The organism is Barnesiella sp. An22 (assembly GCF_002159975.1).
In the GTDB taxonomy this organism is placed as follows: Bacteria; Bacteroidota; Bacteroidia; order Bacteroidales; family Barnesiellaceae; genus Barnesiella; species Barnesiella merdigallinarum.
In genome coordinates, this window is the sequence record NZ_NFJR01000012.1 from 74,287 (window position 1) to 96,005 (window position 21,719).

At 54.9% G+C, this 21,719-nt stretch carries 25 protein-coding genes; all 25 read right to left on the bottom strand.

Annotated features, from left to right (window positions below; translation table 11 throughout):
- Positions 1 to 11: 11 nt before the first annotated feature.
- Positions 12 to 632, bottom strand: coding sequence for a DUF1566 domain-containing protein (locus B5F38_RS11255; protein ID WP_087409348.1), 621 nt, complete (start codon positions 630 to 632; stop codon positions 12 to 14).
- A gap of 58 nt (positions 633 to 690) precedes the next feature.
- The gene (locus B5F38_RS11260) at positions 691 to 1,203 is read right to left on the bottom strand and encodes a hypothetical protein (RefSeq protein ID WP_074704979.1); all 513 of its coding nucleotides are present in this window, start codon (positions 1,201 to 1,203) and stop codon (positions 691 to 693) included.
- Positions 1,200 to 2,045 carry a conjugative transposon protein TraN gene (gene traN, locus B5F38_RS11265; RefSeq protein ID WP_074704983.1) on the bottom strand — a complete coding sequence of 282 codons (846 nt, stop codon included), beginning with the start codon at positions 2,043 to 2,045 and terminating at the stop codon, positions 1,200 to 1,202. The genes B5F38_RS11260 and traN overlap by 4 nt, the downstream gene beginning before the upstream one ends.
- Positions 2,046 to 2,081: 36 nt before the next feature.
- Positions 2,082 to 2,657 (bottom strand): tRNA (adenine-N(6)-)-methyltransferase, encoded by a 576-nt coding sequence (locus B5F38_RS11270; RefSeq protein WP_074704986.1) that lies wholly within the window; start codon positions 2,655 to 2,657, stop codon positions 2,082 to 2,084.
- The gene (locus B5F38_RS11275; protein ID WP_074704989.1) at positions 2,654 to 3,478 is read right to left on the bottom strand and encodes a site-specific DNA-methyltransferase; all 825 of its coding nucleotides are present in this window, start codon (positions 3,476 to 3,478) and stop codon (positions 2,654 to 2,656) included. Before B5F38_RS11275 ends, B5F38_RS11270 begins: the two co-directional genes overlap by 4 nt.
- A complete protein-coding gene (locus B5F38_RS11280) occupies positions 3,475 to 3,828 on the bottom strand; it encodes a hypothetical protein (protein ID WP_087409343.1) in 354 nt (117 codons plus the stop codon). Before B5F38_RS11280 ends, B5F38_RS11275 begins: the two co-directional genes overlap by 4 nt.
- Positions 3,829 to 3,841: 13 nt before the next feature.
- Entirely contained in the window at positions 3,842 to 4,990 is a 1,149-nt protein-coding gene (gene traM / locus B5F38_RS11285) for a conjugative transposon protein TraM (RefSeq protein ID WP_074704994.1), read from the bottom strand.
- An 85-nt stretch (positions 4,991 to 5,075) separates the two neighbouring features.
- Positions 5,076 to 5,444: a hypothetical protein gene (locus tag B5F38_RS11290; RefSeq protein ID WP_074704997.1), complete on the bottom strand. Its 369-nt coding sequence runs from the start codon at positions 5,442 to 5,444 to the stop codon at positions 5,076 to 5,078.
- Positions 5,445 to 5,455: 11 nt separating this feature from the next.
- Positions 5,456 to 6,070, bottom strand: a complete 615-nt coding sequence (gene traK, locus B5F38_RS11295; RefSeq protein WP_074705000.1) for a conjugative transposon protein TraK — start codon at positions 6,068 to 6,070, stop codon at positions 5,456 to 5,458.
- Between the two features lie 3 nt (positions 6,071 to 6,073).
- Positions 6,074 to 6,469 (bottom strand): hypothetical protein, encoded by a 396-nt coding sequence (locus tag B5F38_RS11300; RefSeq protein WP_164470583.1) that lies wholly within the window; start codon positions 6,467 to 6,469, stop codon positions 6,074 to 6,076.
- Positions 6,470 to 6,497: 28 nt separating this feature from the next.
- Complete coding sequence (locus B5F38_RS11305; RefSeq protein ID WP_074705004.1) at positions 6,498 to 7,631, bottom strand: hypothetical protein; 1,134 nt, start codon at positions 7,629 to 7,631, stop codon at positions 6,498 to 6,500.
- A 12-nt stretch (positions 7,632 to 7,643) separates the two neighbouring features.
- Positions 7,644 to 8,417: a DUF5045 domain-containing protein gene (locus B5F38_RS11310; protein ID WP_087409345.1), complete on the bottom strand. Its 774-nt coding sequence runs from the start codon at positions 8,415 to 8,417 to the stop codon at positions 7,644 to 7,646.
- Between the two features lie 30 nt (positions 8,418 to 8,447).
- Positions 8,448 to 9,173, bottom strand: coding sequence for a hypothetical protein (locus B5F38_RS11315; protein WP_074705008.1), 726 nt, complete (start codon positions 9,171 to 9,173; stop codon positions 8,448 to 8,450).
- Entirely contained in the window at positions 9,170 to 11,716 is a 2,547-nt protein-coding gene (locus B5F38_RS11320; protein ID WP_074705010.1) for a hypothetical protein, read from the bottom strand. The genes B5F38_RS11315 and B5F38_RS11320 overlap by 4 nt, the downstream gene beginning before the upstream one ends.
- Positions 11,717 to 11,727: 11 nt before the next feature.
- A complete protein-coding gene (locus B5F38_RS11325) occupies positions 11,728 to 12,207 on the bottom strand; it encodes a DNA-directed RNA polymerase subunit alpha C-terminal domain-containing protein (protein WP_074705012.1) in 480 nt (159 codons plus the stop codon).
- A gap of 11 nt (positions 12,208 to 12,218) precedes the next feature.
- A complete protein-coding gene (locus B5F38_RS11330; RefSeq protein WP_074705014.1) occupies positions 12,219 to 14,924 on the bottom strand; it encodes a DUF87 domain-containing protein in 2,706 nt (901 codons plus the stop codon).
- A gap of 113 nt (positions 14,925 to 15,037) precedes the next feature.
- A complete protein-coding gene (locus B5F38_RS11335; protein ID WP_074705017.1) occupies positions 15,038 to 15,334 on the bottom strand; it encodes a DUF4133 domain-containing protein in 297 nt (98 codons plus the stop codon).
- A 12-nt stretch (positions 15,335 to 15,346) separates the two neighbouring features.
- Positions 15,347 to 15,715 carry a DUF4134 domain-containing protein gene (locus B5F38_RS11340; RefSeq protein ID WP_074705019.1) on the bottom strand — a complete coding sequence of 123 codons (369 nt, stop codon included), beginning with the start codon at positions 15,713 to 15,715 and terminating at the stop codon, positions 15,347 to 15,349.
- A 73-nt stretch (positions 15,716 to 15,788) separates the two neighbouring features.
- On the bottom strand, positions 15,789 to 16,115 hold the full coding sequence (locus B5F38_RS11345) for a DUF4134 domain-containing protein (protein WP_074705085.1): 327 nt from the start codon (positions 16,113 to 16,115) through the stop codon (positions 15,789 to 15,791).
- A gap of 1 nt (position 16,116) precedes the next feature.
- A complete protein-coding gene (locus B5F38_RS11350; RefSeq protein ID WP_087409349.1) occupies positions 16,117 to 16,566 on the bottom strand; it encodes a hypothetical protein in 450 nt (149 codons plus the stop codon).
- Between the two features lie 228 nt (positions 16,567 to 16,794).
- A complete protein-coding gene (locus B5F38_RS11355) occupies positions 16,795 to 17,682 on the bottom strand; it encodes a toprim domain-containing protein (RefSeq protein ID WP_074705024.1) in 888 nt (295 codons plus the stop codon).
- 117 nt (positions 17,683 to 17,799) lie between these two features.
- A complete protein-coding gene (locus tag B5F38_RS11360; RefSeq protein WP_074705027.1) occupies positions 17,800 to 18,906 on the bottom strand; it encodes an AAA family ATPase in 1,107 nt (368 codons plus the stop codon).
- On the bottom strand, positions 18,884 to 19,258 hold the full coding sequence (locus tag B5F38_RS11365) for a helix-turn-helix domain-containing protein (RefSeq protein ID WP_177159823.1): 375 nt from the start codon (positions 19,256 to 19,258) through the stop codon (positions 18,884 to 18,886). Before B5F38_RS11365 ends, B5F38_RS11360 begins: the two co-directional genes overlap by 23 nt.
- Before the next feature lie 199 nt (positions 19,259 to 19,457).
- On the bottom strand, positions 19,458 to 20,225 hold the full coding sequence (locus B5F38_RS11370) for a hypothetical protein (RefSeq protein ID WP_074705032.1): 768 nt from the start codon (positions 20,223 to 20,225) through the stop codon (positions 19,458 to 19,460).
- 138 nt (positions 20,226 to 20,363) lie between these two features.
- Positions 20,364 to 21,494, bottom strand: a complete 1,131-nt coding sequence (locus tag B5F38_RS11375) for a site-specific integrase (protein ID WP_074705035.1) — start codon at positions 21,492 to 21,494, stop codon at positions 20,364 to 20,366.
- Positions 21,495 to 21,719: the final 225 nt, after the last annotated feature.

A 21,719-nucleotide genomic window follows, 5' to 3' on the forward strand; every position in this document is an offset into this window, starting at 1 on the left:
TCGTCATAAGTCTATTTATTGATGGTTATAATGGGACGCACCCGGTGCGCCTGTGTCTTGGGCGTCTCCTGCATGGCTCCGCTGCCCATCGAATAAAGCCATGCCTTTGCCGTCTGTTGTCCCTCCACTTCCGTCGAAGTCCAGTACCAGCAGTTGTCCGGGACCTGCGGCAGCGCGTCGCCGCCGCATCGCTCTATGACGGGATTGACGGTCGCACGGGCCGCATACAGCAGCCGGGCCTGTGCCACCGAGGGCACGTAGGCGCTCTGCCCGTACCGCCACAGGTCGAATACCGCTTCGGCCATCGGCGAAGCCGTCTCCCGCGTGTCGTACAGGGCGAAGGTGTTCGCGTTCCCGTCATACGCCGTAATGTCCGCCGACGTGCCTTGTTCGATGCCGAGGCTGTCGGCGAATGCCTGCGGCGCGATGTCCCACAGATAGACCGCATAGCCGTCACCGTCCGTTTCCCCGTCGGGGTCGGTATGGAAAACGACGGCAATCGCCTGTTTCCCAGATTGCTCATACTCGCTGTATGGCAAGGCTGTACCATCCGTGCAGAGGACATGCCCCGGGCGTACCGCCGTGTCGGGCACCTCTATATGCGCGTCGCAGGCGGCAACGGCAATCGCCATGACGACAGCCGACACGGTCCGACACGCTTTCCTGATAATGTTCTGTCTCATCTTTCCCTTATTTTATCGGTAGTTTCACACCCAGCACGATACCCGTCCGAAACAGGTCCGCGCCTTTTATCATCACATCTCCCTTTGCCTGCCAGTAAAGCGTCCAGCCCGAACGCAGCACGTAGTTGTGTTCGTAGCCGAAATGCAGGCCGGCCAGAAACTTTTTCGTGTCGCTCCCTGCCGAAGCCCCGATACGCAGGTTGCCGTAGTGGTTGCGTCCCCTTGCCACGTTGGGCTTGTAGGCCACGCCGAACCCGTAGGTGCGGTAGTTCCGCCAGAACGATTCCGGGCATACATGGCCGCACGAGGCGCACTCCTTCCATTGCAGGTAGCCGTTGGCAAAGAACTCCCACGTGTGGCGGTAGCTCATCTCATGCTCGTAGGCGAGCGTCACGTCCATGCCGTTCCTGTACAGTGCCCCCACGCCGAGCGAGAGGCGGCCGCTGCCTTGCTGTGCGCTCGCGTTCAGGGCGAGGCACACGCAGGCGAGAATAAGGATAACCGTCTTTTTCATCGTCATTCCTCCTCTAATAGGGTTGTGTTGAACGAATCGGCTGCCAGCACATCCTCGTAGTCGATGTTCAGGCAGATGTTACGACCGCTGATCTGCTTCTCCGTCATTTCTATGGTCAGGATTTTGTCGTTAGGGAAGGTCATCTTCTTCACCACGATCACGTTGCGGTAGCCGTGCCTGAACACCTTGCCGCGTTCCAGTACCAGCGTGGGCGTCAGCTCGATGACCTGCGCGTTGGTCGCCTTGGAGAGCTTCTTGTCCGCGAGCTTCACCCGTATCTCGTCGATGTCGAAACGGATGTTCGTCCTGTTCTCCACGGAGAAGTCTATGAAGAAGTAGTCGCCCACGGCGTAGATGTTGTTCAGCCGCATCGTCATGCGGTGGGCCTTGGTCGCCACGTTGCGTATCTTCGCGGGCGAGTTCCAGATACGCCGTGCGAAGCGTATCATCTCTGCGGTGGACATCGAGACCGCCGGGTTGTTGTAGGCGTCCCGTTCCCGCAACTCTATCTCCTTGTCCGTCACCGCCTCCCGTACTCGTGTCGTGTAGAGCAGCGCGTACTGCGTGCGGTAGCGTTCCGTCACGATGGTCACGATGGCAAGCACCTCGCCGTCCTCGTGCCCGCCCTCTTTCGGTTTCAGGCGGATGATGTTGTCTATGGGCTGGTCGCCCGCCACTTTCTCGGTGGAGATGTCCACGAAGCGTATCGGCTCCGAAGCCGTGATGACCGTCGTAACCTGCTCGTTCACCGTCAGTTGTTCCATCTCCTCGTAAGTCGTTTGCGCTTTAGCTTCCGGCAAAATGAAAATGCCCGACAGAAGCATAATGCCAAGTAGATTCCTTTTCATTGAAATTCAGTATTATAATTAAAATTTATGTTTGCCTTATTCTCCTGCGGGCCGGTATTCCCCCGTATCGGGCATGTCGTCCCGCATACGGCTCGGGGATTTGTCCGCAACTTCTATCCGTTCGAATATGATTTGTTTCGGGAGCAGCTTATGGCAGAAATAGCTGCTGTTGAACGGGACGTTTTTCCCTTCCCCGAACTGGATGCGCTTGTCGAACATCAACAGTTCCAGGTCGGTGTGCTGGAAAAGCCGACACGGGGCCACGTTGTTCAGCCAGTAGTTCGACATCAGCAGGGCGAACGGCTTCCCGAGTTTCAGGCAACGGTCGAAAACCTCCACCTTCCGGCTGAACGGGGGATTGGACACGAGTATGTCCCATTGCGACGGCTCGTATCTGAAAAAATCCTGCCCGTTGCAGATATGGGAATACACGACCTTGAAACCGGCATCCCTGAATTTCAGCACGAACTCGCTATGTTCCGTGTCGAACGGGCACCAGATTACCTTGCCTTCGGGTATATACTTGATGATGGGCAGTACCCCGTATCCCGGCGTGTATTTTTCATCCGTCGGATTCTGGTATAGTCCTTTTAAGTAATTCGACGGTTTCATGGGCACGCGATTGGATTGGATTCACTTCCGGTTTCTTTTTTCCCTTGTTTCGCTCCGTTTCCACGTTCCAGCTCTTCCCGAATCCGCCGCTCGGCAATCTCGCAGTAGGCCGGATCGACCTCGAAGCCGATGTAATGCCGTCCCGTGCGGATGGCAGCCACGGCGGTCGTCCCCGAACCCATGCAGTTGTCCAGCACGACACCGCCCTCGTCGGTGTAGGTCCGTATCAGGTATTCCACCAGTGCCACAGGCTTCTGTGTCGGGTGATAGAACGCTCCCGTCTGGTGTTCCTTCGGCACGAAGATGACCGAAGTCGGGTATTTGTCGTCGGCGATGCGTACCGGCGACAGCTTCATCGTTCCGTAGCAGCGGCTGGTGAACCCTTCCGTCTTGCGCCGCCCGTGGTTCCTCCGCTCCGGAGGGCAGGGTGTCATCTGCGGATGATAGATAGGCTGCCGCTCGTAGAATACGAGGATGTCCTCGTGCTGCCGCAGCGGCATACGTTTCGCGTTGAGATGCCCCGTTACACGGTCTTTCTGCCACACGAGATTATACCGCCACAGACGGGGCTGCGACAGCATGAGCCTCGCGGAGAAAAGTCCCTGACCGAACAGGATGATGGGGCTTCCGGGCTTGGTAATCCTCCGGTATTGCTCCCACAGCGGCTCAAGCGGAATCTTTTGGTCCCACTGCGCGGATTTGTTCCGGCGGTTCAACACGCCGTAAGGCAGGTCGGCGATGACCGCATCGACGCTGCCCGCCGCCATCCGGCTCATGCCCTCAAGGCAGTCCATCGGGTATATTCTGTCCGTCTCTATCATATCGCATCGGTTTTCGGTTCCACAATCTGCCGGGCACTCATCCATGTGCAGCGTCCCGTCCGGGTTTTCCGTATCTCACATTCCCAAAGGGTGTCCGTCTTCGCGTGTTTGAAATTGACAGCCCCGTCTCGCGGCCCGTAAAAGCCGGTGTACTTTTGGAAGGCGAACAGGGCGACCCGACGCTCATCTTCCGTCTCGAAGTTGCATATCAGGGCGAAATGTGTTCCCTTGTGCCACCATTCGGTACTCACGAGCCTTCCGATGAACGTCCCGGCTTCGTCGGGCGCCATATAGTTATTGTAGTAGAAGCCGTTCGTACCTTTGTGGTATTTCGACAAATCCCTTTCCATACCGCTCCTGTTTTTACTCCCGTTTCTCTCTGCCGTTCACCAAGTACACGAATGTCCCGTATTTCAGCTTCACCTTGTTCTTCTTGATGGCCTTGCTGATGGCGTTGCTCGTTTTCTGGTAGGCGTTGTTCACCGCCTGCATACCCCATTGGGCGAGGCTGTTCCCGTAAGTCCCCGTGTTCATGCTCATATTGCCCGACATGGCGCCGCTCGCCACATCCTTGCTCGTCTCCCTGAACTGGCTGTTGGGAACGTACAGCCCCTCCATGCCGTCCGTGTCGTAGAGCGAGAGGCTGACCTTGACCAGCTCGTCATCGACCAGTATGCTGCTGATGTTTCCTTTCACGCGTCCGGACGAGAAGCCGCTGACCGTGGCGTACAGGTAGGTTCCTCGTTTGACCACGCTCTCGTTGATTTCGATGTCATCGAGCAGGCGCAGCCTGACGCGCGAGCCGTCCACGGCCTTGATGTCCTCGTCGATGATTGCCTGAATGAGCTTCGGCTCCTTGGCATCCTTCGCCAGCGTGTTGAAGTAGTCGGAAGAGGTCTTTACCTTCTTCACCACCTCGTTCGCCTTGTCGTCCTCCGCAGGGGCCTTGACCGAACGGCTCTCCTCGTCGATGGTTCCCTTGGCCTGTACCATCGTGTCCGGTGGGGTAGCTGACAGGGTGCTGTCCGCTTCACTCGGCATTACCTCCCGTTGTCCTCTCAGCCTCGCCTCGGCGAGCGCTTTCTCCAGTTCCGCGAGAGCTTCCTGCTCACGTTTCTTGGCATCGGCAGCTTGCGCCGCCAGAGCCTTTTCCTGCTCCTGCTCGCCGAGCAGGGCGATGTCGTCTTGCGTGTATTGCGATTCATACTCTTCCTTGTTGTCTGCGGGTTCGTCCCGGTCAATGTTGTCCACGGCAGAATAGTCTTGTATCTTGCCCCACGACTTGGCCATGTTCTCGTACTTGCTGCCTATGCCATCGCCGCCCCTGATCTGCGCGTCCGGCAGTTCGGGGTTCAGAAACTCGGTTGTCTGAAGCGTCTTGTCCGGAATCTCCGCCTTCTCGGTGTGGAACAGGTCGAAGATGAAATACGACGCAATCAGCAGCGGAACATAGAGTATGGCCGGAAGCATATACTTCGGTTGCCGGAAATTGATTCTCTTGATTATATCCATTGTTTATCACTGATTGATTTACGAATACTTGCATTCGATAGCGCGGCCCTTTACGGGCGCGTATCGCTGGCGGTCCGGACATCGTTCATCGTGTCCCGTCCGCCTTATTTTCCCTCATTTCTATCTTTTGCAGGGTCTTGTGCCGCTCACGGAGGAGCGAGTCCTGCATCTCCGTGGCAGTCCTGCGGGAGGGCTGGTAACGGCACACCACCGTCAGGCGGTAAACGTTCCATGCCAGCCCGCCGATGACGAAGCCGAAGATGATAGCCAGAAACAGCGTCCGGTGCGTGTTGGCGAAGCCCTGCACCTTGGCGGCTGCCTTGTCGATACGTGTCGCCTTGGCAAACTTGCGCCCGGCATCCACATCACGCTCGTAGCGTTCCTTGTATTTCGGGTCGTTCTTGTCCGGCATCTGCTCGCCGAACAGCATCCTGCGGAATCCTTTGATGTTCATTGCTCCAATGGTTAATAGTTGCTCTTCGTCTTTTGCTCGATGTCCTTGTTCAGCAGGGTTCGCCAGTTCACTATCAGCAGCCCGTGCGGGTTGTTCTCCGTCCGGGGCACACGCTTGAGCTGTCCCGCAGTGACCAGTTCACGCATCAGGATATTGCTGCGGCGTTCGATACGCTGCCGCCCGTAGTAGGTGAACTCCATATTGCTCTTGTCAAACCGCACACTGTCGCAATAAATGGAGAACACGGCACTCGTTCCCAATATGTTGGAGTAAAAGCCTTTCTCCTTGAGCGTGTTATACTGTGCCAGTCCGGTCTCGTCCACCAGATACATCGCCTTTTCCATCGTGTACTTGATGTACTTGTCATCCGGAGGAAGCGTGAAGAAGTAGTGGTGGAACATCTCGACATGAGATTTGGCTTCCACGTCCAGCGTCTCGTCCATGGTCGTGCGCTGTACCAGTATCGGCACGTTACCGTCCAGCACGTACACCTTCTTCTGCGCGTCCGTCACCATTGTCCGTGCCGTCCAAATACTGCTCACGCTGATAATGATGCACCCCACGAGAAAGGCGGTACAGATAATGCCCACCAGCCTGATCTTGTTTTCCAGATTCTTGATGACCATACCTTACCGTTTTTTCTTGTTCAACTTCTTTACATACTCGTCGTGGAGCATCGGCATGACCGTTTCCATCAGCTTTGTCTGGAGCAGGCTGAACTCCGTGAAATGGATTTGCGTGGCGTTGCTCAACAGTATCGACTGCACGAATACCCACCAGACGGCACGTTTGCACTTTCTCGCATCCTTTTGCAACTTGGCGACCTGCAACCGGTAACTAAGGTAGGCCACCATCGGAACGATGTACCGTTCATCCCGTCTGAAGGCTCTTGTCAGCTCTTCATATTCCGGGTCGGGGCGGTGGTTTTCGCAGACATCATCCACCTCCGTCAGGATACGCCTGTCGGCATAGTCCGTAAACCGCTCGTCCTGAAGCCATTTTTCAATTTTCTTTTTCATACTCAGAATTTTATTATTGTATTGTTTTCCTGTCTTATCGCATGATGCCGCCCATAGCGCCCGTAGCCGTCATCTTGGCCTGCTGCGCCACGCCCTCGCCGAAGTTTCGGGTAGAGAAGGCCGTGTCGCCCTCCGGAATCATCCATGCCGCCAAGTCCGGCACGAGGTTCAGGCATTTCAATGCCACGATACTTGCAGCCATAAGGTAGCCTGCCGAGAAAAAGGAGTTTTGCAGGTAAGCAGCCATTGTCTGCTCACTTACCGTGATTGCCGTCAGGTTTTCCACCTGAATGCACAGCACGATGTCGAAGAGCAGCAGCACATAAAAACCCACGAAGTACAGCATGGCTCCGTAGAAATGCACCGTCAGATAACGGGTCAGCCACTTCGCCCATGCGCCTTCCCACTTGGGCAGCAGGCTGAAAGCCCATTGCAGAGGCCCGAAAATGGTGAGCATTCCCAAAAGAATTTGCTGGCAGTAAATCGTAGCCCACCAGCCGATTCTGAACACCACGAGGGCAATCAGCATGATGATTTTGTCTATCCCCACCACGACACCGGCCGTCAGCGAGGTGAACCACAGCTCCGCCGCGTCCTTCTCCATGTTCGTCACCTCGTCCACGCCCGTCTGCTCCATCGTCGCCTCTATCAGGTTGGGGTCGGACGTGCCCGTGTGGGCGACATCGGCACGTGCCTGCAGGCTCGTGTACATCGTGTCCCGCACGTGGATCAGCTCCTGCACCTCCTCGAACTTGTCCGAAATCTGCGAGGCTTCGGCCTCGTACAGGTCATGGGTGTACGAACCGATGCAGTTCGGTATGTACGATAGGAAGTCCAGGAAGCACCAGCTGCTCCCGCTGCCTGCCATGCCCGTGTCTGCCGGAGGGTACCACCAGCAGAGGACAATCGACACGGCCAAAGGGCGGAAAAGTTTCAGCACGTCCAGCGGCTCCTGCTTGACCATCATCTTGTACGCCATGCCCGCCGCCATGATGATGGCAAAGAGTGCGGCAAGCGCCATACACATCTGCAATATCCACCAGAACGGCCCCTGCGAGCCGGTGAAGGTGGCGTCGGTCAGAAACTCGTTGGTCTGAAAAATCACATCGTCAATCTCCTCTTCCAGAAGATTGATACCGAAATCCGAAAGTATGTTCCCGTCTGCCATTCGCTGTGTTATTTATTGTCCCCTGTTTACTGTTTCGTCTCCCTCTCCGCCGCCTGTACCGCCGTCCGACTGCGAGCCGCGTACCGCAAAGCGCGATTCGTTCCACCGGTTCACGGCTTCGCGGACGATGTTTCCCTTGTTCAGGTTACGCTCGTCGGTCGCGTTCAGCAGGTTGCCCGTTATCGTGGCGTTCTGCCTGCGGGCAAGATACCCGACAAGAATCCCGTTCTGCCGGGTCACGTCCTCGTAAATGCGCAGGTACTCCTTCTTCCGTTGCGCGTTGGGCATATAGGCGTCTCTGGTAGCCTTGATGGCACTCTGGTACACGTGGTAGTATTCCGTCCACCGTTCCCTGTCGTCCGGCGTGCCTCCTGCGGGCAGGATGCGGTCGATGTTACGCTTGAACCGCTCCATCTGCCCGTTTATCTTGTCGCTCTCGGCGAGCCACGCGAGGTCCACCTGACGGTCGGCCACGTTCAGCGCCTCTATCTTCGCACGGCTGACCAGTGCCGAATCGATGGCTTCGGCTTCGTCCACCTGGTTGTACAGATTGACGCCCGCCAGCGTGCGGAACGACAGCTTGTTCTTCGCCGCCGCCGACTTCTTGTAGGAGTTGTGCAGCAGCGTGTAATAAAGGTCGGGCGAGAGTGCGCCCGCTCCGGTCTCCATGACCGTAACTTGGTTCTGCTTAGGCGAGTCGTGGTTGTAGGTTACACTGACACCCTGTGCATGAACCGCACCGGTCGTTACAACCGCCATCGCCATGAGTAAAAATGTCCTTTTCATCTTCTTTTCCCTTTTATCTGTTTCTGTTCGTCAATCATCAAGTCGTCCCGCTTCACGCCACCGCCCGAAAGCCCCGTCGAGAATCTCCCGTTTGGTGCGCTCGCGGTATATCTTCGATTTCCAGTAGCCGATACGCACCTGTATGTAGCGCCACGTTTCGATGTACGCCCGGTTCAGATGCCGTTCGATGTCGTCCAGCGATTGGTTGATAGCCTCCAGTACCGTCAGCAGGTCACTGGTCGAGCAGGCCGCCGCTCCCGTGGCGTACAGCACGAGGTCGCTCACCGACTTGTAGAGCTGCTCCCCGTCATGGGCGATGTCGCGTATGGCTTTCTCGTTAATGGTCAGTATCAGCGCATCAGACGGTTCGATGCGTCCCCGTTTCAGTATCTTCTCGTTGAAGTCCTCCAGCAGGTTCTTGTAGTCGCCGATACGGTCGCTCACCGCCGTGTAGGTGTTCTTCACGTTCAGCGCCGTCCGCAAGGACTGGTACATCACATCTATCACGTCGAAAGCACGGGTGTAGCGGTCCAAGTCCACGTTCAGCTCCTTGTACCCGCCAACCTCCTTGCGGCTGTACTCGTGCAGCAGCTTGTTGCTGTATTCCAGTGTACTGCGGGCCAGCAGCAGGCTGCGCTGTTTCTTGTGGTCGTTGATGTAGGCTTCCACCGACACGATGTCGAAGGTCCACTGCGCCTTGGCGATGCCGGGCAGAAGAGCCAGCAGCACGACCGTTATCAGCAAGTTCCGTTTCATGGCCGTTCCCCCTTTCTTGCGTTTCTTCCGTTCCCGCCTCTGGAAGCCCGTGCGTTCTCCACCCAGCGGTCGTGGCACTCCTCCACGAACGTGAGCCTGCGTCCTTCGTCCGTGTCCAGCTCCGGAAGCACGTCCTTCAGCACGTCGATGATGCTGCGCTTGTAGTGCATCATCTTCTCCAAAGACACGAGGTCGGCGTATATCTTCGTAATCCGCGAATCCACCTCACGTGCTATGGCAAGCCGGTCGCTCGACCACAGCAGGTGGTACACGTCCCCGGTCGGTGTCTCTTCCATCGGGGCAGTACGGGCGTACTCCGTAGTGATCTTGCAGGACGGGTGTTCACGGGCGATTTCCGCGATGCGGTCGTTCACCATCTTAGTCTTTTCCTCCTCCGAAAGGTTCGGGGCGAGCGTCAGCACGTCGGCGACGAACGTGTCGGTGTATTCCGTGGTCAGCTCCCAGCTGATCTGCAGGATGGCACGGTGAATCTTGATGCCGAGGAAGTACTTCGGTTTCCGCGCTATCGAAATCGTTGCCCGGAACGTGATGACGCCGTTGATGTTCGGCATGGAGGCTTTGCGTACATAAGTGTAACCGCTCCACGCGCCGCCGTCCTGCCACGTGAGGTTGTAGGCCGTCCTGCAATCCTGCATGATGGCGGGTATGCGGTAATAGTCGTCCGTCGGCACGTCATTGTCGCCCGCCGCTTCCTGTTTTGCGTCCGCGTACTCCTTCTGTTTTTTCTGCCATTCGGCCAAGTCGCTTTTCAGGCGGTCTATCTGTGTCTTGTTCGCGTTGTACTGCTGGCGGTACGCTGCCGCGTCCTCCACACTCGCCTCGGCGATTTTCTTCAGCAACGCGGCATTCTCGTTCTCCAATGCCTTAATCTGAGACTCAAGCAGGGCGATTTTGTTGTCTGCTTCTTGCACCATACCGTCCAGTTCGGAGAGGTCCAGTTCATTCTCCGTGACCGAGGTCTGCATGGCACACTCCTTTGAGTGGGCGTTAAGGGATTTGCCGCACTTGCGGCACTTGTACTGTGTCGTTCCCTGACCGAGTGTGGCACCGTCCGAACAGGTTACGCTGATGGTCACGCTCTCACATCCCTGTAGCTTCGCCGCATCCGTTGCCTGATAATAGTTCCTTGCGTCGGAGGCGATGAAATAGACGTACCCCTCCTCGTTGTCGTTGAACTCTGAGAGGCGGGCGTTCAGCCCGGCCTTGAACGTGTTCAAGTCCATTGAGTAGGAATCGAATACATCCTCGTAGATGACCTCCTCATGGTTCCAGCTCTGCTTGACGTGTATCTCGTAGGCGTATGCCTTCTTCGTCTGCTTGCTGCCCCGGCTGATGATGTAGGCGTTCTGCCAGTAGTTGATGGTATAGGTGTAGCCGTCATTCCGGTTGTTGAGCTGCTGTACCCGGCTCCTTGACCATCCGGCATACCGCTCCGAATTGGAGAGTGCCTGCTCCCGTTGCGAGGCATTGGGATAGAAACCGGGATCGCTCGTTTCGAAGCGCGTCCACTCGCCGCCGTTCAGGATGCTGTTGTCATCCGTCGGCGGGTAGTAGTCGCAAAGCGAAACGCTGCCTTGGTCCCGGCGGGCGATATACCACCGCTGCGTGTAGTAGTTCCCGGCCACCTCGTCCAGATAGTCGGTCATCCATGACGTGAGGTTGTACTCGCTCAGCTCGAACAACCCCGCCACATTGTCCTCGCCACCCACCATCTCGATAAGCAACCCGCCGAGGTTATGCTCCGCCTGCTCGAAGAGGGCGCCGTAATGGTCGTACAGGTTGAAGATTTCATCCACCTTGCCGCCCATCAGGTCATGGAACGAACTGGTCTGCAGCAGGGCGTCGCCGATATTGCTGATTCCCGCCGTGGCAAGCCCGACACCCATATTGTAAAGGTGGTCGATGTCCTCTTTCAGGTTCTCGCCGGTGAAGTTGCCCGGCACACGGGCAAGGTCGTCCAGCAGGTGCTGCCAGTCTATGCCGCCCGCTTCCGAGAGTTTCAGCAAGGGGGCGATGTCCCGGTTGATTTCAAGAAACACGATGTCCGAGAATGTCAGCGTGCTGTTCGTCACCACGCTCTCGAATTGCATACACAGGCTTTTCGTCTCGTCGCATATCTTCATCAGGTAGCTGCCCCAGTGGATGGCCGTCTGCGGCGAGCGGAGCATCAGCTTGGCCACCACCCATATCTTCGGCATGATTTTCTCCGCCACCATGCGGTAAATACGCCGGTAGTAGTAATTCTCCGTGCTGCTGCACCAGATACCGAGGTCGGACAGGGCCTTATGCTCCAGAAACTTGGAGGCGAAAATGCCCGCCGTGGCCACTTCCGCCGCGTTGTAATGTTTCAGGATGTCATCGACCTGTTCCCGGTAATAGCTCTCGGCCACCGTCTCCGTGCCGAAAGCGGCAGCCATCGCCGCCACGGTACGCGCGTCGTAGTTCACGCTGTAATACTGGGCGTGGACACGCTGCGCGAGTGCGAGCGACAGCACTATGAGGATGAGCGACAGCCGTTTCATCAGTATCTCGCTTAACGGTTAAAAAAAAGGAATTTCCGCTTGCTGCGGTTATGTGTTTCGGGTACTCCTTGCAGGGCCAGTATCAGCTTTTCCGCTTCCTCCATTGCCTCGTATGGGGACAGACTTCTGTATTTGACATACAGGTCTCTGGCAACCTCATACCGGCGCTGTTGCCACTTGGCTGTTTCCGGCTCTTCATAACGAATGATGGTGGTAACACCCTCGTCCTCTTCGGATTTAATGCCCATATAGATATCCAGTTCCTTTTCGGTCATACCCAGCCGCAGGCCATGTCTGCTTAGTATATCCCCGATGTGTGCGATGCTTTTGTGTCCCAAATGGCGGAATCTAATCAAATCCTGATTGGTGTGCAGGCACAGGTCCCGGACAGAGACAATCTCATGGCTCCCGCATACTTTGCGAATGCGAAGGGCGAAAGGTTCTTCGCAAAACAGTTCTCCTACATTTTGGTTTATGTCAATCTTTTCCATTCTATATGATTTTATTGCTTCGGTTTCAGATTCAATACCCGTCCCGCCTCATTGACCTTCTGGGCAAACGGCAGGGATTTGCCGATGCCGCTGGTGTCCCAGTCGCGGCAATACGCTTCGATAGCCTCCTGATGGCTGCACCGGAGTTCTCTCTTGTAGAGCTTCAGGGCCTCTTTCTCCGCACGCTCGGTCGTGTAGGTCATGTAGCACTCGTGAGGTTCCTCCACGCCGTACACGCCGCTGGTGCTTCCCCGGCGGATGAACACCTCGCGGAAGAAACTGCGCCCTTCCTTGTTTTCGAGGCGGTTGATGGTGAAAATTTTCTTGCAGTCCACGTCCGTAAGCCCGAGAATGGCCTTGATTTCATCGAACCGCTCGCGGAACTTGCTTTGGTCGAGCAGCATCACCACGTCCGAGTTGTTGATGATGGCCTCCTTGACGATGGGGCTGCCGATGATGTCCTGTATCTCCTGCGTTACCACACCCACCGAAGCCCAGAACTTACGGGCCGTCTTGTACATGAACTTGATATACTCGGCCATGAGCGGGCTGGCAATGGCTTTCCACGCTTCCTCGATTACCAGGACCTTACGGTTCTTCTTGATACGCATCTTCTGCAGGAATACATCCATGATAATCAGCGTAACAAGAGGGAACAGGAGAGGGTCATCTTTTATACTGTCGATTTCAAAAACGATGAACGTCTCGTCGAACAGCGAGCTGTCCATGTTCTCGTTCAGCGTCTTGTCATGGTTGCCGCCACGATAGAAGTCCTTCATCATGTAGCGGTAGGTCGAGATGTCGATGCCCGAGATATGGTTCTCGTCGCAGATATCCGGAATGCGCTGCACGGAAAACTCGTAGAACGAGTTGAACGACAGCTCTTCCACTTTTAACTCTTTACGGCGACGTTCCATCTCGTCAATCATGCGCTCGATACGCCCGGTACGCTGCAATTCGGTTTCCTCCTGCCGTTCGCTGCGGTTGCGGTCGTCGATAACGAGGCTCTTGCGCAAGTCCTCGCGCTGCATGGGCGTAAAACCGTCGAAGCCGTTGAAATAGGTGTCGTAGTACTCCGTGATGACCTGTTCTATTAGACGGTCTTCCGTTTTGGTAACCGTCCCTTGGCTGCCTTTCCAAATCAGCAGCACGAGGTTCTTCAAAAAGCCTGTTTTCTCCACGTTCATCTCCTCGCGGTGGATGCGGAACGGGTTCATCGTGATAGGCTTCTCTTCCGTGTAGCTGATATACTTGCCTCCCAGATACTCGCAAAGCCCCTCGTAACTGTTACCCGTATCGACCATCACCACATCCGTACCCTGCTCGTAAAGCTGGCGCACAACGGAGTTCATGTGGAAGCTCTTGCCGCTTCCCGAAGGCCCCAAGCAGAAAAAATTACTGTTGTCCGTCAGCTTGTTCTTTCCCTCTTTTCCCGTGATGTCGATAGCCACGGGTACGCCCTGACGGTCAGTATAGTAGATTTTCAGTGGCGTCTCCTCGCTGTGCTGGATGCGCTCCTTGTACATCAGGCACATGGCGGCGTCGCCCAGTGTCAGGAAGCGGTCGTACTCCTCACTCATGCCGTAACAGTTGCCCGGGAACGAGCCGACGAACAGCTCCAGCTGGTTGTATGCGTGCTTGCTGATATGGATGCCCATACGCCCGAAAGCGTTTTCCAAGTGGTTCGTACATTTCTGCAGGTCGGTGTCAGCCGGTACGGCGACAATCAGGTTGAAGTGGGTGTACACGAGCTGCCGGCTCTCGCGGGCGATGACCTCCTGCACCCGCTTGATGTCCTCGACGGCCATCTGGTTGCTCGGGTTCGGGATGCTCGCGTGCCGGTTCTTCTTTTTGTCCAGCAGGGCCAGTTCCCGCTTCTGGTTGGGCAGATAGATAATCTGGTTATAGACTACCGTATCCGCGTTCGGGATGCTGTCGATGACCGACACGAGGTCCACCGGCATCTCCGTGTTGTTCACCTCGATATTGGTATAGGGGCGGATCAGCGAGGGCAGCGCGGCGTAGTCCACGTCCACGAGGCTGTACACCTTGCAGCGTTTGTCTCCCATCGAGACCGTCTCCTCGTCCGCCTTGAAATTGGTCATCGACACGATACGGTCCTTGAAGTTCATAGCGAAGTAGCGGTCCACGTACTCGCTCGCCTCGGCCTTGTTCAGGAACTTCGCCTGCACGCCGCCGTCCCGCAGCTGGTCGTGGACCTTGCGGATTTTCACCAGAAAGTCGCGCCACTGCTTGCCGTCGTAGGAGAACAGGCGGCTCTTCTTCGCCTCCTGCGTAATGGTCAGGTAACACACGCTGTCCGTGTAGTTGCGCCCCTTGAAGTAGCGGAAGTAGGCGGATGAAAGGAACTCGCGCCCGTCGCCCGTCCCGTCCTCGAACTGCTTCCGCATGAAGATGTCCTGCTTGTGGATGGCATACCCTTCGCCCAGCGTCTGTGCTATCGCGGTGAACAGGTGCGTGTACTCGTAGTAGTTGTCGATGTTGGCGCAGTATTTCTGCACCGGGTTCTCTATCTTCAGCACGGCAGAATATTCTCCCGTCTTGGTGTACAGCACGCCCACGCCGTTCGTCTCTTCCACGGAGAAGTAGATGTCCTGGAAGATACGCTTGCGCTTGCCGCCCGTGCCGAAGGCATAGACCGATACCACCATGCCGGCGCACAGGGTTATGAAAAGCAGTATGATGTACAATGTCATTGTCATTTCAATACACATAAAAAAAGGCAGAGCCGCCCGAACTTCAGGCGGCCCTGCCCGCGTTCAACATTCAATAGGACCACACGTTGCACGTGGTGGTTTTCTTTCTGCCGTCATGGCTTCTTCGAGTTGGCATAGACGTACACGCCGCGCGAATCTTTCTTGGTATGCAGCCCCTTACGCTGTTTGAGCATGATGAGCGCGATACCCGTGGACAAGACCGCGACCAGCACGACCAGCCCGGCCACGAAACCCGCCAGACAGTACGCGATGATGAAGCCTACGATGGCTCCTCCTGCTGCGCCCGCCGCCCAGTAGATGTAGCGGCCTTGAATGCCCATGAACTCCAAAGGGCGCTGTAACCCTTTGAACAGCGGGTAGTCGGGATAACGTTCGTCCTTGGCTTGCATCACACGTCAGGTTTAACCGCCGATACCGAAGAACAGCGGCAAGGCCTGAGCCGCAGCGATAAGGAAAATACAGGCGCCCACGACCATCATGATCTTCTTCTTGACATCCTGCTCCTCGTTGTTCATGGCGATATAGACGCTGATCGCACCCACAATCGCAACGACCCCGGCGATGGCATAACACAATTTCACCACAATCGGGACATACTTGGCGATTTCCTCCGTGACGGTCGCCAGTGCCGTCGTTCCGGCGGAATAGTCGCCGGCGGAGTTCTGGGCCATGACAGCCGTCGGGCCGCACAGCATCATCAGCATGAACATCTGCATCTTCTCTTTGGCAGAGGACAGCTTCTTCATCAGTCTTTTTGCTTTTTGAAACATGATCTTTTATATTTTATTTGTTTGTTGTTTTCCGCACCGTCACTGCGGCGGTACGGCTTCGCCTCTTCGGTCTCTATACACGATAACCGAAAAAGGCGGGGAACACGAAAAACGCGCCGATGGCAAAGAGGCAGGCGCCGACAAGCATCATGATGGACTTGCTTACGTCGTCGTCGCCCCGGTTCATCTTGATGTAAATCTGGAGCGCGGCTATGACAACCAGAACCGAGGCGAGCGCGTAGCACATGTACTGGACATACAGCATCATCGTGACCACGAAGTCGTGCATCGTGGCCAGCGCGTCCGCACCCCAGCTGTAATTCACGCCGCCGCTTTTGGCAAATGCCGAACATGGGAGGATGGAACATAGTGTACAGAGTATCTTTTTCGTCCTTGACATTTTACAGCTCATCTTTGACAGGCTTCCACTTCAACTCGGGACGGTTTTCCGGACAGCCTCTGGAAACCATCGCCTTGTACATTTCCTCCGACGTGAAGGGGTCGGACAGGTAGGGGACGGAATCTTCCATCCGTTCCTCCGCCTTGGCCTTCAGCCGCTCGAACCGCGCATGGGCGGTCTCTTCCTCTTGTTCCGCATCGCCGCCCTGCGCAGCTGGCGAGGCGACCGTCTCGGCCTCCGTGTCGTACTTCTCGCTTCCGATACTGAACCCGGTCTCGTTCTCCGAGACGCTGATGCTCTCTTCCGTGGCGTCCACAAGGCCGAGGTCGAAGACCTCCTCGTCCGTCTTGCCGCTCTCTTTCTTCCCATAGAGGTCCCGGGCGATATTGACCGCGTAATAGATGACGTACAACACCGTCAGGACAATGGCGAATATAAAGTATGAACCCATATTTTTAAGTATGATATTGAAATTCAATCAAAGTATGATTGCAAAGGAAAGGATTATATTTTATATGCGGAAAAATCTTGATGTCAAACGAAGAAATAACCGATAAAATAAGTATGAAAATGCAATATCATACTTTAATATCATACTTTGAGACGAATTTCACGCCTTGATGGGACATAGAAAAAGCCCTCCGGAGAGGAGAGCTTTCCGGCAGAACGGGCGGTGGTCCTACAACCTTTTACCGCGCAGGTAATCGTTCAGGTCCTTATATTCGCCGTAACGGTGGGCTTCGTTACAAACAAACTCATCATACATGCCGGCTATGGTCTCAGCAGTTTTCCGTCCGGCAAGATCATTATCAAGGTAGCAATGGATAATCGGGTACTCCTGCAGGTGAACCAGCGCCTTTTTCAGGTTGTTCACAGAGTTCATCACGAGATAGTCGCAGGGGCCGCCGACGCAGACCGTATCATCGCCCGCCTGTTTCAATGTCAGGTAAGAGAGGAAGTCCATGAATCCCTCGAACACGCAGACCCGGTTCTGCGTGCCGTCCCTCGAATGCCTCACCAGAGAGATGTCCTTCTCTTTGATACATCCCTTGTAGTAAGGGTTGCGCACCTCATACCCGCCGGAGAGGTTGCCGAAGGCAAGGGCGAAGTAGTGTCGTTTCCGCAGCACGTAATGTACCTCCCGGCAGAACATACGCGCTATATCCTCGTCAATCAGACGGGTACGCAGGTAGGAGAGTAGCGCGGGGTGTCGCAACGGCACGACCCTTATGTCCTGCATCTCGCATTCCACAGGCCGGGGGGTCGTATCCGCCATCCGCACTCTGGGTACCGGGGCAACGCTCTCGTGCCGCTCGATGTACGCGAGTACCTCGCTCACGTCGTCCGTCCGGTAAAGGTGCTTGCCCAGCTCCACCAGATCGCCGCCCGTCGCCGCGCCGAAGTCGTACCACTCGTTCAGCCGGTCATTGACCTTGAACGACGGCGTGCGTTCATCCCGCAATGGAGAAAAGTACCAGTACTGGTCCGATTTTATGCTTCGGGGACGGTGCCCCAGACGGGCGAGATAGTCCACGATACGCAGCTGTTTTGCTTCCGATATGGTCATTTTGATTTATTTTCACTTGTTTCTCACTTGTTCTCAAAAAACAGTTTACTTTGGTTTTCCTCCCTATATATAGATAGATACTAAAGTAAACTAAAATATATATGCCCGCGCCCGCCCTCATTCTTCGTCGAAAAGCATGGCCTCGGTAGGTGTCACGTCATAATAGAAGAGCTTGTCCCGCTTGATGACCAGCTTCAGATTTTCGGTCAGGTATTGCAGCAGTTTTATCATGACGCTGCGCCCCCGTTTGAAGCCGATGGCCTCGTAAGCTGTCATCATCGCCTGCAACACGTTCTCGAACCCACGGATAGGCTTGTCCCCGAAAGCAGCGGAGAGGGCTTCTCTGTGCTGCTCGACGGACAGGTTCATGAACCCCGTCCGGTTCTTGGACCGCTCGGAGGCGTTGCCGTCGAACGAATGGTTCTCGGCTATGACCGGAAGCCCGCCGTCATCCACCGTAAAGGCGAAAGGCTTGAACTCCTTCTCGCGGATATGCAGCGCGTGGACTTCGCTGATGCTTGGGTTCTCGTTGCTCTTGCTGATAACCAGCACAGTCTCCGCCTTGTTGCTCATCTCCGTACCGATGTGGCCGCGCACGTTGTTGTCGCCCTTGTTCAGGTGAAGCACGCAATGGATATGCAGGTCGTACTTCGACGACCACTCCATCATCTTGTTGATGACCTCTACCGATTCACTCGTGCTGTTGATGTCAAGCATCAGGTCGCGGATGCCGTCGATGATGACCAGACCGTACCCTTTGCCCTGACGCAGGGCGTAGTCGATGACCTCTATGCGGACGGACGGCGAGTATTCCCTGAGACAGATGAAGTCAAGGTTCTCGCTGTCGGACGTGGTGGGCAACCCCGCGAGCCGCAGGATGCGTTCCAGCACGTTGTGGCAGTGGAAGCGGCTCTGCTCCGTGTCCACGTACAGAATCCGCTGCTTGCCCTCGGGCAGGTGCGCCCGGTAGTTCAGTACCTGCCGCCCGGCAAGAGATGCGGCGACGATGGCCGACACGTTGAATGTCTTTTTAGACTTCGCCTTACCGGTCGAAGCGCTGAAGTTGCCCAGCGTGGCGATAGTGGAGTTGTCTATCCAAATAATCTGCGGGGGTGTCTCGTAGGTGTCCGTGGCTTTTATCTGTGATATGGTGAGTATGTCCGAGAGGCGGTTCTCGTCGATTCTCGCCCCGGTATTGCGTTCAGCTCTTTTTTCGTTTTCCATAGCGTCGCTTGTTAAAGAATGGTTGTGTGGCCGATGATTCCGTGACCATGCGCTCGGCATCGTCCACGGTAGGTTCGCAGTTCTGCAGGAGCCATTCGTCCAGCTCCTCCTTGGCGAAGTAAAGCATTTTGCCACGGGGTTTATAGTGCGGGATCTCCTTGTTCGCCGTGAGCTTGTACAACAGGCTCTCCGAAACGCCGATGTACATGCACGCTTCCTGGAATGTAAAGACCCTCTTGGTCGTGTAGATATTGTTTTCCAGTAAAGCCATACGTTCCAGAAGGCTCTCTACCGGCTCCAATTTCTTGAGAACCGCTTCTACGGCGGTCATCCGTTCGTTCAACCGCTCCATGAATGTAGTTCTGTTTTGCATAAGACTGATGTTAAAAATTAGACAATGAAGGTGCCCCTCCGTATCTGTAGCGCGTTACAGAGGGCAAAGTTAGGCGATGTGAGAGTGACTGCGAGACGTTGCGGGTTGATACCATACAGGTATCAGCGCAATTATCACGCTTTTACCTTTCACATGCTTGGCTTTTTAGCACTTCATGTCATTCCTTCAGTCCGGCGATGGCCTTCCTGATCCCGTTGGCGGCGGCTGTCTTTTTTATCCTCGCGATAGACAGGGCCGTGGACAGGCTTGAGGCGGAGACATACGACCTGCCGTCCTTTGACACAAGGAACCGCCCCTTGTCAAGAACGGACTGCCAGTACGGCTCGATGAGCCTGTTTTCGAGCAGGGCGTCGAACATGACGGCCACGTGACGGACGTTGTTTACACGGATGCTGAAATTTTCCCGGCAGGAGAAAAGCGCCTCCATGTCCTCGATGCAAAGCGTGGAAACGCAAAACAGATGAAAAGCTGTGGCGCAAGCCACGATGTCTTTCATCTGTTCTCTGGAAAAATTGCAGCCAAAAGAAAGAGGAGGAACGCGCGTCGGATTATCCGCACCGGGGCTGCCGGGAGATGATGATTCGTAGAAGTTGTACTTCCACTTCAGTCTCATGCAATCCTCGAAAGAGAATGAGTCTGCGGTGAAGTATTTTCTGACGAGACCCGCGCAGTCGTGCAGCAGCCCCTTGACGATATGGATGTTCATCTCGTGGCAGTTCCTGCAAACCGCATTGTTGCAGTTGATGTAGCGGTGGCTGTGTACGAAGTCGTCCACGTAACGGTCATACCGCTTGCCGGATTTGATGACATCCTGAAGGTAAATAACTCTCGCCTCGGAAAGCAGGGTGAATAACTCTTCCGCTACATCATGTTCAGTAGCGAAGTGGTGCATGTGTCGGTTCCCTCCAAAAAGAGAGAGGACCATTGTTCGGTCGTTTCATGTCCAAATTACTTTTTATGGGTTAATACTTATTGTAACGATTTGAACTCCAATGAAAAACATCGGAGCCAAATACAAAATACTTACCTGTAAATTCAAATTTGACATGTGGCGTTTAATTTATTAATCAAACAATCCGTTGGTTAAATTAACCGCGTCATCTTTCTTCTTATTGACGATTTTGGCGTAAACCTGCGTCATTCTCACAGATGTGTGACCGAGCAACTTTGATACGGTATAGAGGTCTGCGCCAAGCGTCAGCATCATGGTCGCGAACGTGTGGCGCGCCGTGTGAAACGTAAATTGTTTGGAAATTCCGGCGGCCTTGGCCCACGGCTTGATGAGTGTATTAACGGTCGAAGGCAAATCGAACACGCTGTCGTCCCCCGACTTATCCCCGCGTTCCGGCATCCATTTCAACGCCTCGTTGGACAGTGGAAGATAAATCGGTTCTTTGGTTTTCTGCATGGCCACAGCCAAACGGTACTGACCGTGGTCGAGGAACACGTCTTTCCATTTCAGTTTCTTCACGTCGCTGATGCGCAACCCGCAGAAGCAGGAAAACAGGTAGGCACTCTTCACCCTCTCGTTATCCATCGGGGTGGCAATCAATGACCGTACCTCTTCGATGGTCATGTAGCTGCGCACGCTTTCCGGCATCTTGGGCTTCTCCGATTTCTCCATTTCGTTGAACGGATTTCTTAACAGCCGTTTGGCACGGACAGCAGCGTTCAGTGCGCCGTTGAAGATCTGGTAATAGGTATTGCGTGTAGAAGCTGCTATCGGTTTCCCTTGGGGACGATAGGTTGTCAGCATGTAGTCGATGTAGCCCTGGCAAAAATCAAGGTCAATCCGGTCCAGCGTGAACCGTTCTCCCGCGTAGTCCTTCAGGATATGGGTAACGGCCACGATTTGACCTATGCCTTTCTTGTCCCGTTTTTCCTGATACTCCTTATAGGTTTTCATCCAATCCAGCAGATAGACCTTATCCACGTGATTCACTATGCCGGCTTCTCCGCTGGTCAGTTCGATGATGCGTTTCGACTTGATGGCATTGGCGGCAGCCATCGTGATTTCATTCTGCCGACGGGCATTGCGGTCCGTTTCCGGAATGAGATACATCTTCAGGTATTCGTATGTCCGCTTACCGTTACGGTAAACGTCCAGATACAAACTTTTACTGCCATCGGCCAAATCCTTCGTCCGGAGACGTATGGGTTCCTTTACTTTTTTAGGCTTCTTTATTCGTGGCATAATTGCATTCTTTTCACTCGTTGTTTTCTAATGCAAATGTACGAATAAAAATCGGAATTGAGAAACAAATAAGGAACAAAAATGTACCGAAAAAGAGCCAAAAGACAGAAACAGATGAAAACAACTGAAAGAAAAATTATAGGATTAAAATGTTGATATAAAGCCGTTTTGTCTATACTTAATTGGATTTTATTTTCATTTCAAACGTATCCCTATGGTTATTGG

Excerpts from the sequence above, each read along its gene's own strand:
- B5F38_RS11255 (WP_087409348.1), bottom strand. The coding sequence starts at position 632 with ATGGCGATTGCCGTTGCCGCCTGCGACGCGCATATAGAGGTGCCCGAC.
- B5F38_RS11260 (WP_074704979.1), bottom strand. The coding sequence starts at position 1,203 with ATGACGATGAAAAAGACGGTTATCCTTATTCTCGCCTGCGTGTGCCTC.
- traN (WP_074704983.1), bottom strand. The coding sequence starts at position 2,045 with ATGAAAAGGAATCTACTTGGCATTATGCTTCTGTCGGGCATTTTCATT.
- B5F38_RS11270 (WP_074704986.1), bottom strand. The coding sequence starts at position 2,657 with ATGAAACCGTCGAATTACTTAAAAGGACTATACCAGAATCCGACGGAT.
- B5F38_RS11275 (WP_074704989.1), bottom strand. The coding sequence starts at position 3,478 with ATGATAGAGACGGACAGAATATACCCGATGGACTGCCTTGAGGGCATG.
- B5F38_RS11280 (WP_087409343.1), bottom strand. The coding sequence starts at position 3,828 with ATGGAAAGGGATTTGTCGAAATACCACAAAGGTACGAACGGCTTCTAC.
- traM (WP_074704994.1), bottom strand. The coding sequence starts at position 4,990 with ATGGATATAATCAAGAGAATCAATTTCCGGCAACCGAAGTATATGCTT.
- B5F38_RS11290 (WP_074704997.1), bottom strand. The coding sequence starts at position 5,444 with ATGAACATCAAAGGATTCCGCAGGATGCTGTTCGGCGAGCAGATGCCG.
- traK (WP_074705000.1), bottom strand. The coding sequence starts at position 6,070 with ATGGTCATCAAGAATCTGGAAAACAAGATCAGGCTGGTGGGCATTATC.
- B5F38_RS11305 (WP_074705004.1), bottom strand. The coding sequence starts at position 7,631 with ATGGCAGACGGGAACATACTTTCGGATTTCGGTATCAATCTTCTGGAA.
- B5F38_RS11310 (WP_087409345.1), bottom strand. The coding sequence starts at position 8,417 with ATGAAAAGGACATTTTTACTCATGGCGATGGCGGTTGTAACGACCGGT.
- B5F38_RS11315 (WP_074705008.1), bottom strand. The coding sequence starts at position 9,173 with ATGAAACGGAACTTGCTGATAACGGTCGTGCTGCTGGCTCTTCTGCCC.
- B5F38_RS11320 (WP_074705010.1), bottom strand. The coding sequence starts at position 11,716 with ATGAAACGGCTGTCGCTCATCCTCATAGTGCTGTCGCTCGCACTCGCG.
- B5F38_RS11325 (WP_074705012.1), bottom strand. The coding sequence starts at position 12,207 with ATGGAAAAGATTGACATAAACCAAAATGTAGGAGAACTGTTTTGCGAA.
- B5F38_RS11330 (WP_074705014.1), bottom strand. The coding sequence starts at position 14,924 with ATGACATTGTACATCATACTGCTTTTCATAACCCTGTGCGCCGGCATG.
- B5F38_RS11335 (WP_074705017.1), bottom strand. The coding sequence starts at position 15,334 with ATGCAAGCCAAGGACGAACGTTATCCCGACTACCCGCTGTTCAAAGGG.
- B5F38_RS11340 (WP_074705019.1), bottom strand. The coding sequence starts at position 15,715 with ATGTTTCAAAAAGCAAAAAGACTGATGAAGAAGCTGTCCTCTGCCAAA.
- B5F38_RS11345 (WP_074705085.1), bottom strand. The coding sequence starts at position 16,115 with ATGTCAAGGACGAAAAAGATACTCTGTACACTATGTTCCATCCTCCCA.
- B5F38_RS11350 (WP_087409349.1), bottom strand. The coding sequence starts at position 16,566 with ATGGGTTCATACTTTATATTCGCCATTGTCCTGACGGTGTTGTACGTC.
- B5F38_RS11355 (WP_074705024.1), bottom strand. The coding sequence starts at position 17,682 with ATGACCATATCGGAAGCAAAACAGCTGCGTATCGTGGACTATCTCGCC.
- B5F38_RS11360 (WP_074705027.1), bottom strand. The coding sequence starts at position 18,906 with ATGGAAAACGAAAAAAGAGCTGAACGCAATACCGGGGCGAGAATCGAC.
- B5F38_RS11365 (WP_177159823.1), bottom strand. The coding sequence starts at position 19,258 with ATGGAGCGGTTGAACGAACGGATGACCGCCGTAGAAGCGGTTCTCAAG.
- B5F38_RS11370 (WP_074705032.1), bottom strand. The coding sequence starts at position 20,225 with ATGGTCCTCTCTCTTTTTGGAGGGAACCGACACATGCACCACTTCGCT.
- B5F38_RS11375 (WP_074705035.1), bottom strand. The coding sequence starts at position 21,494 with ATGCCACGAATAAAGAAGCCTAAAAAAGTAAAGGAACCCATACGTCTC.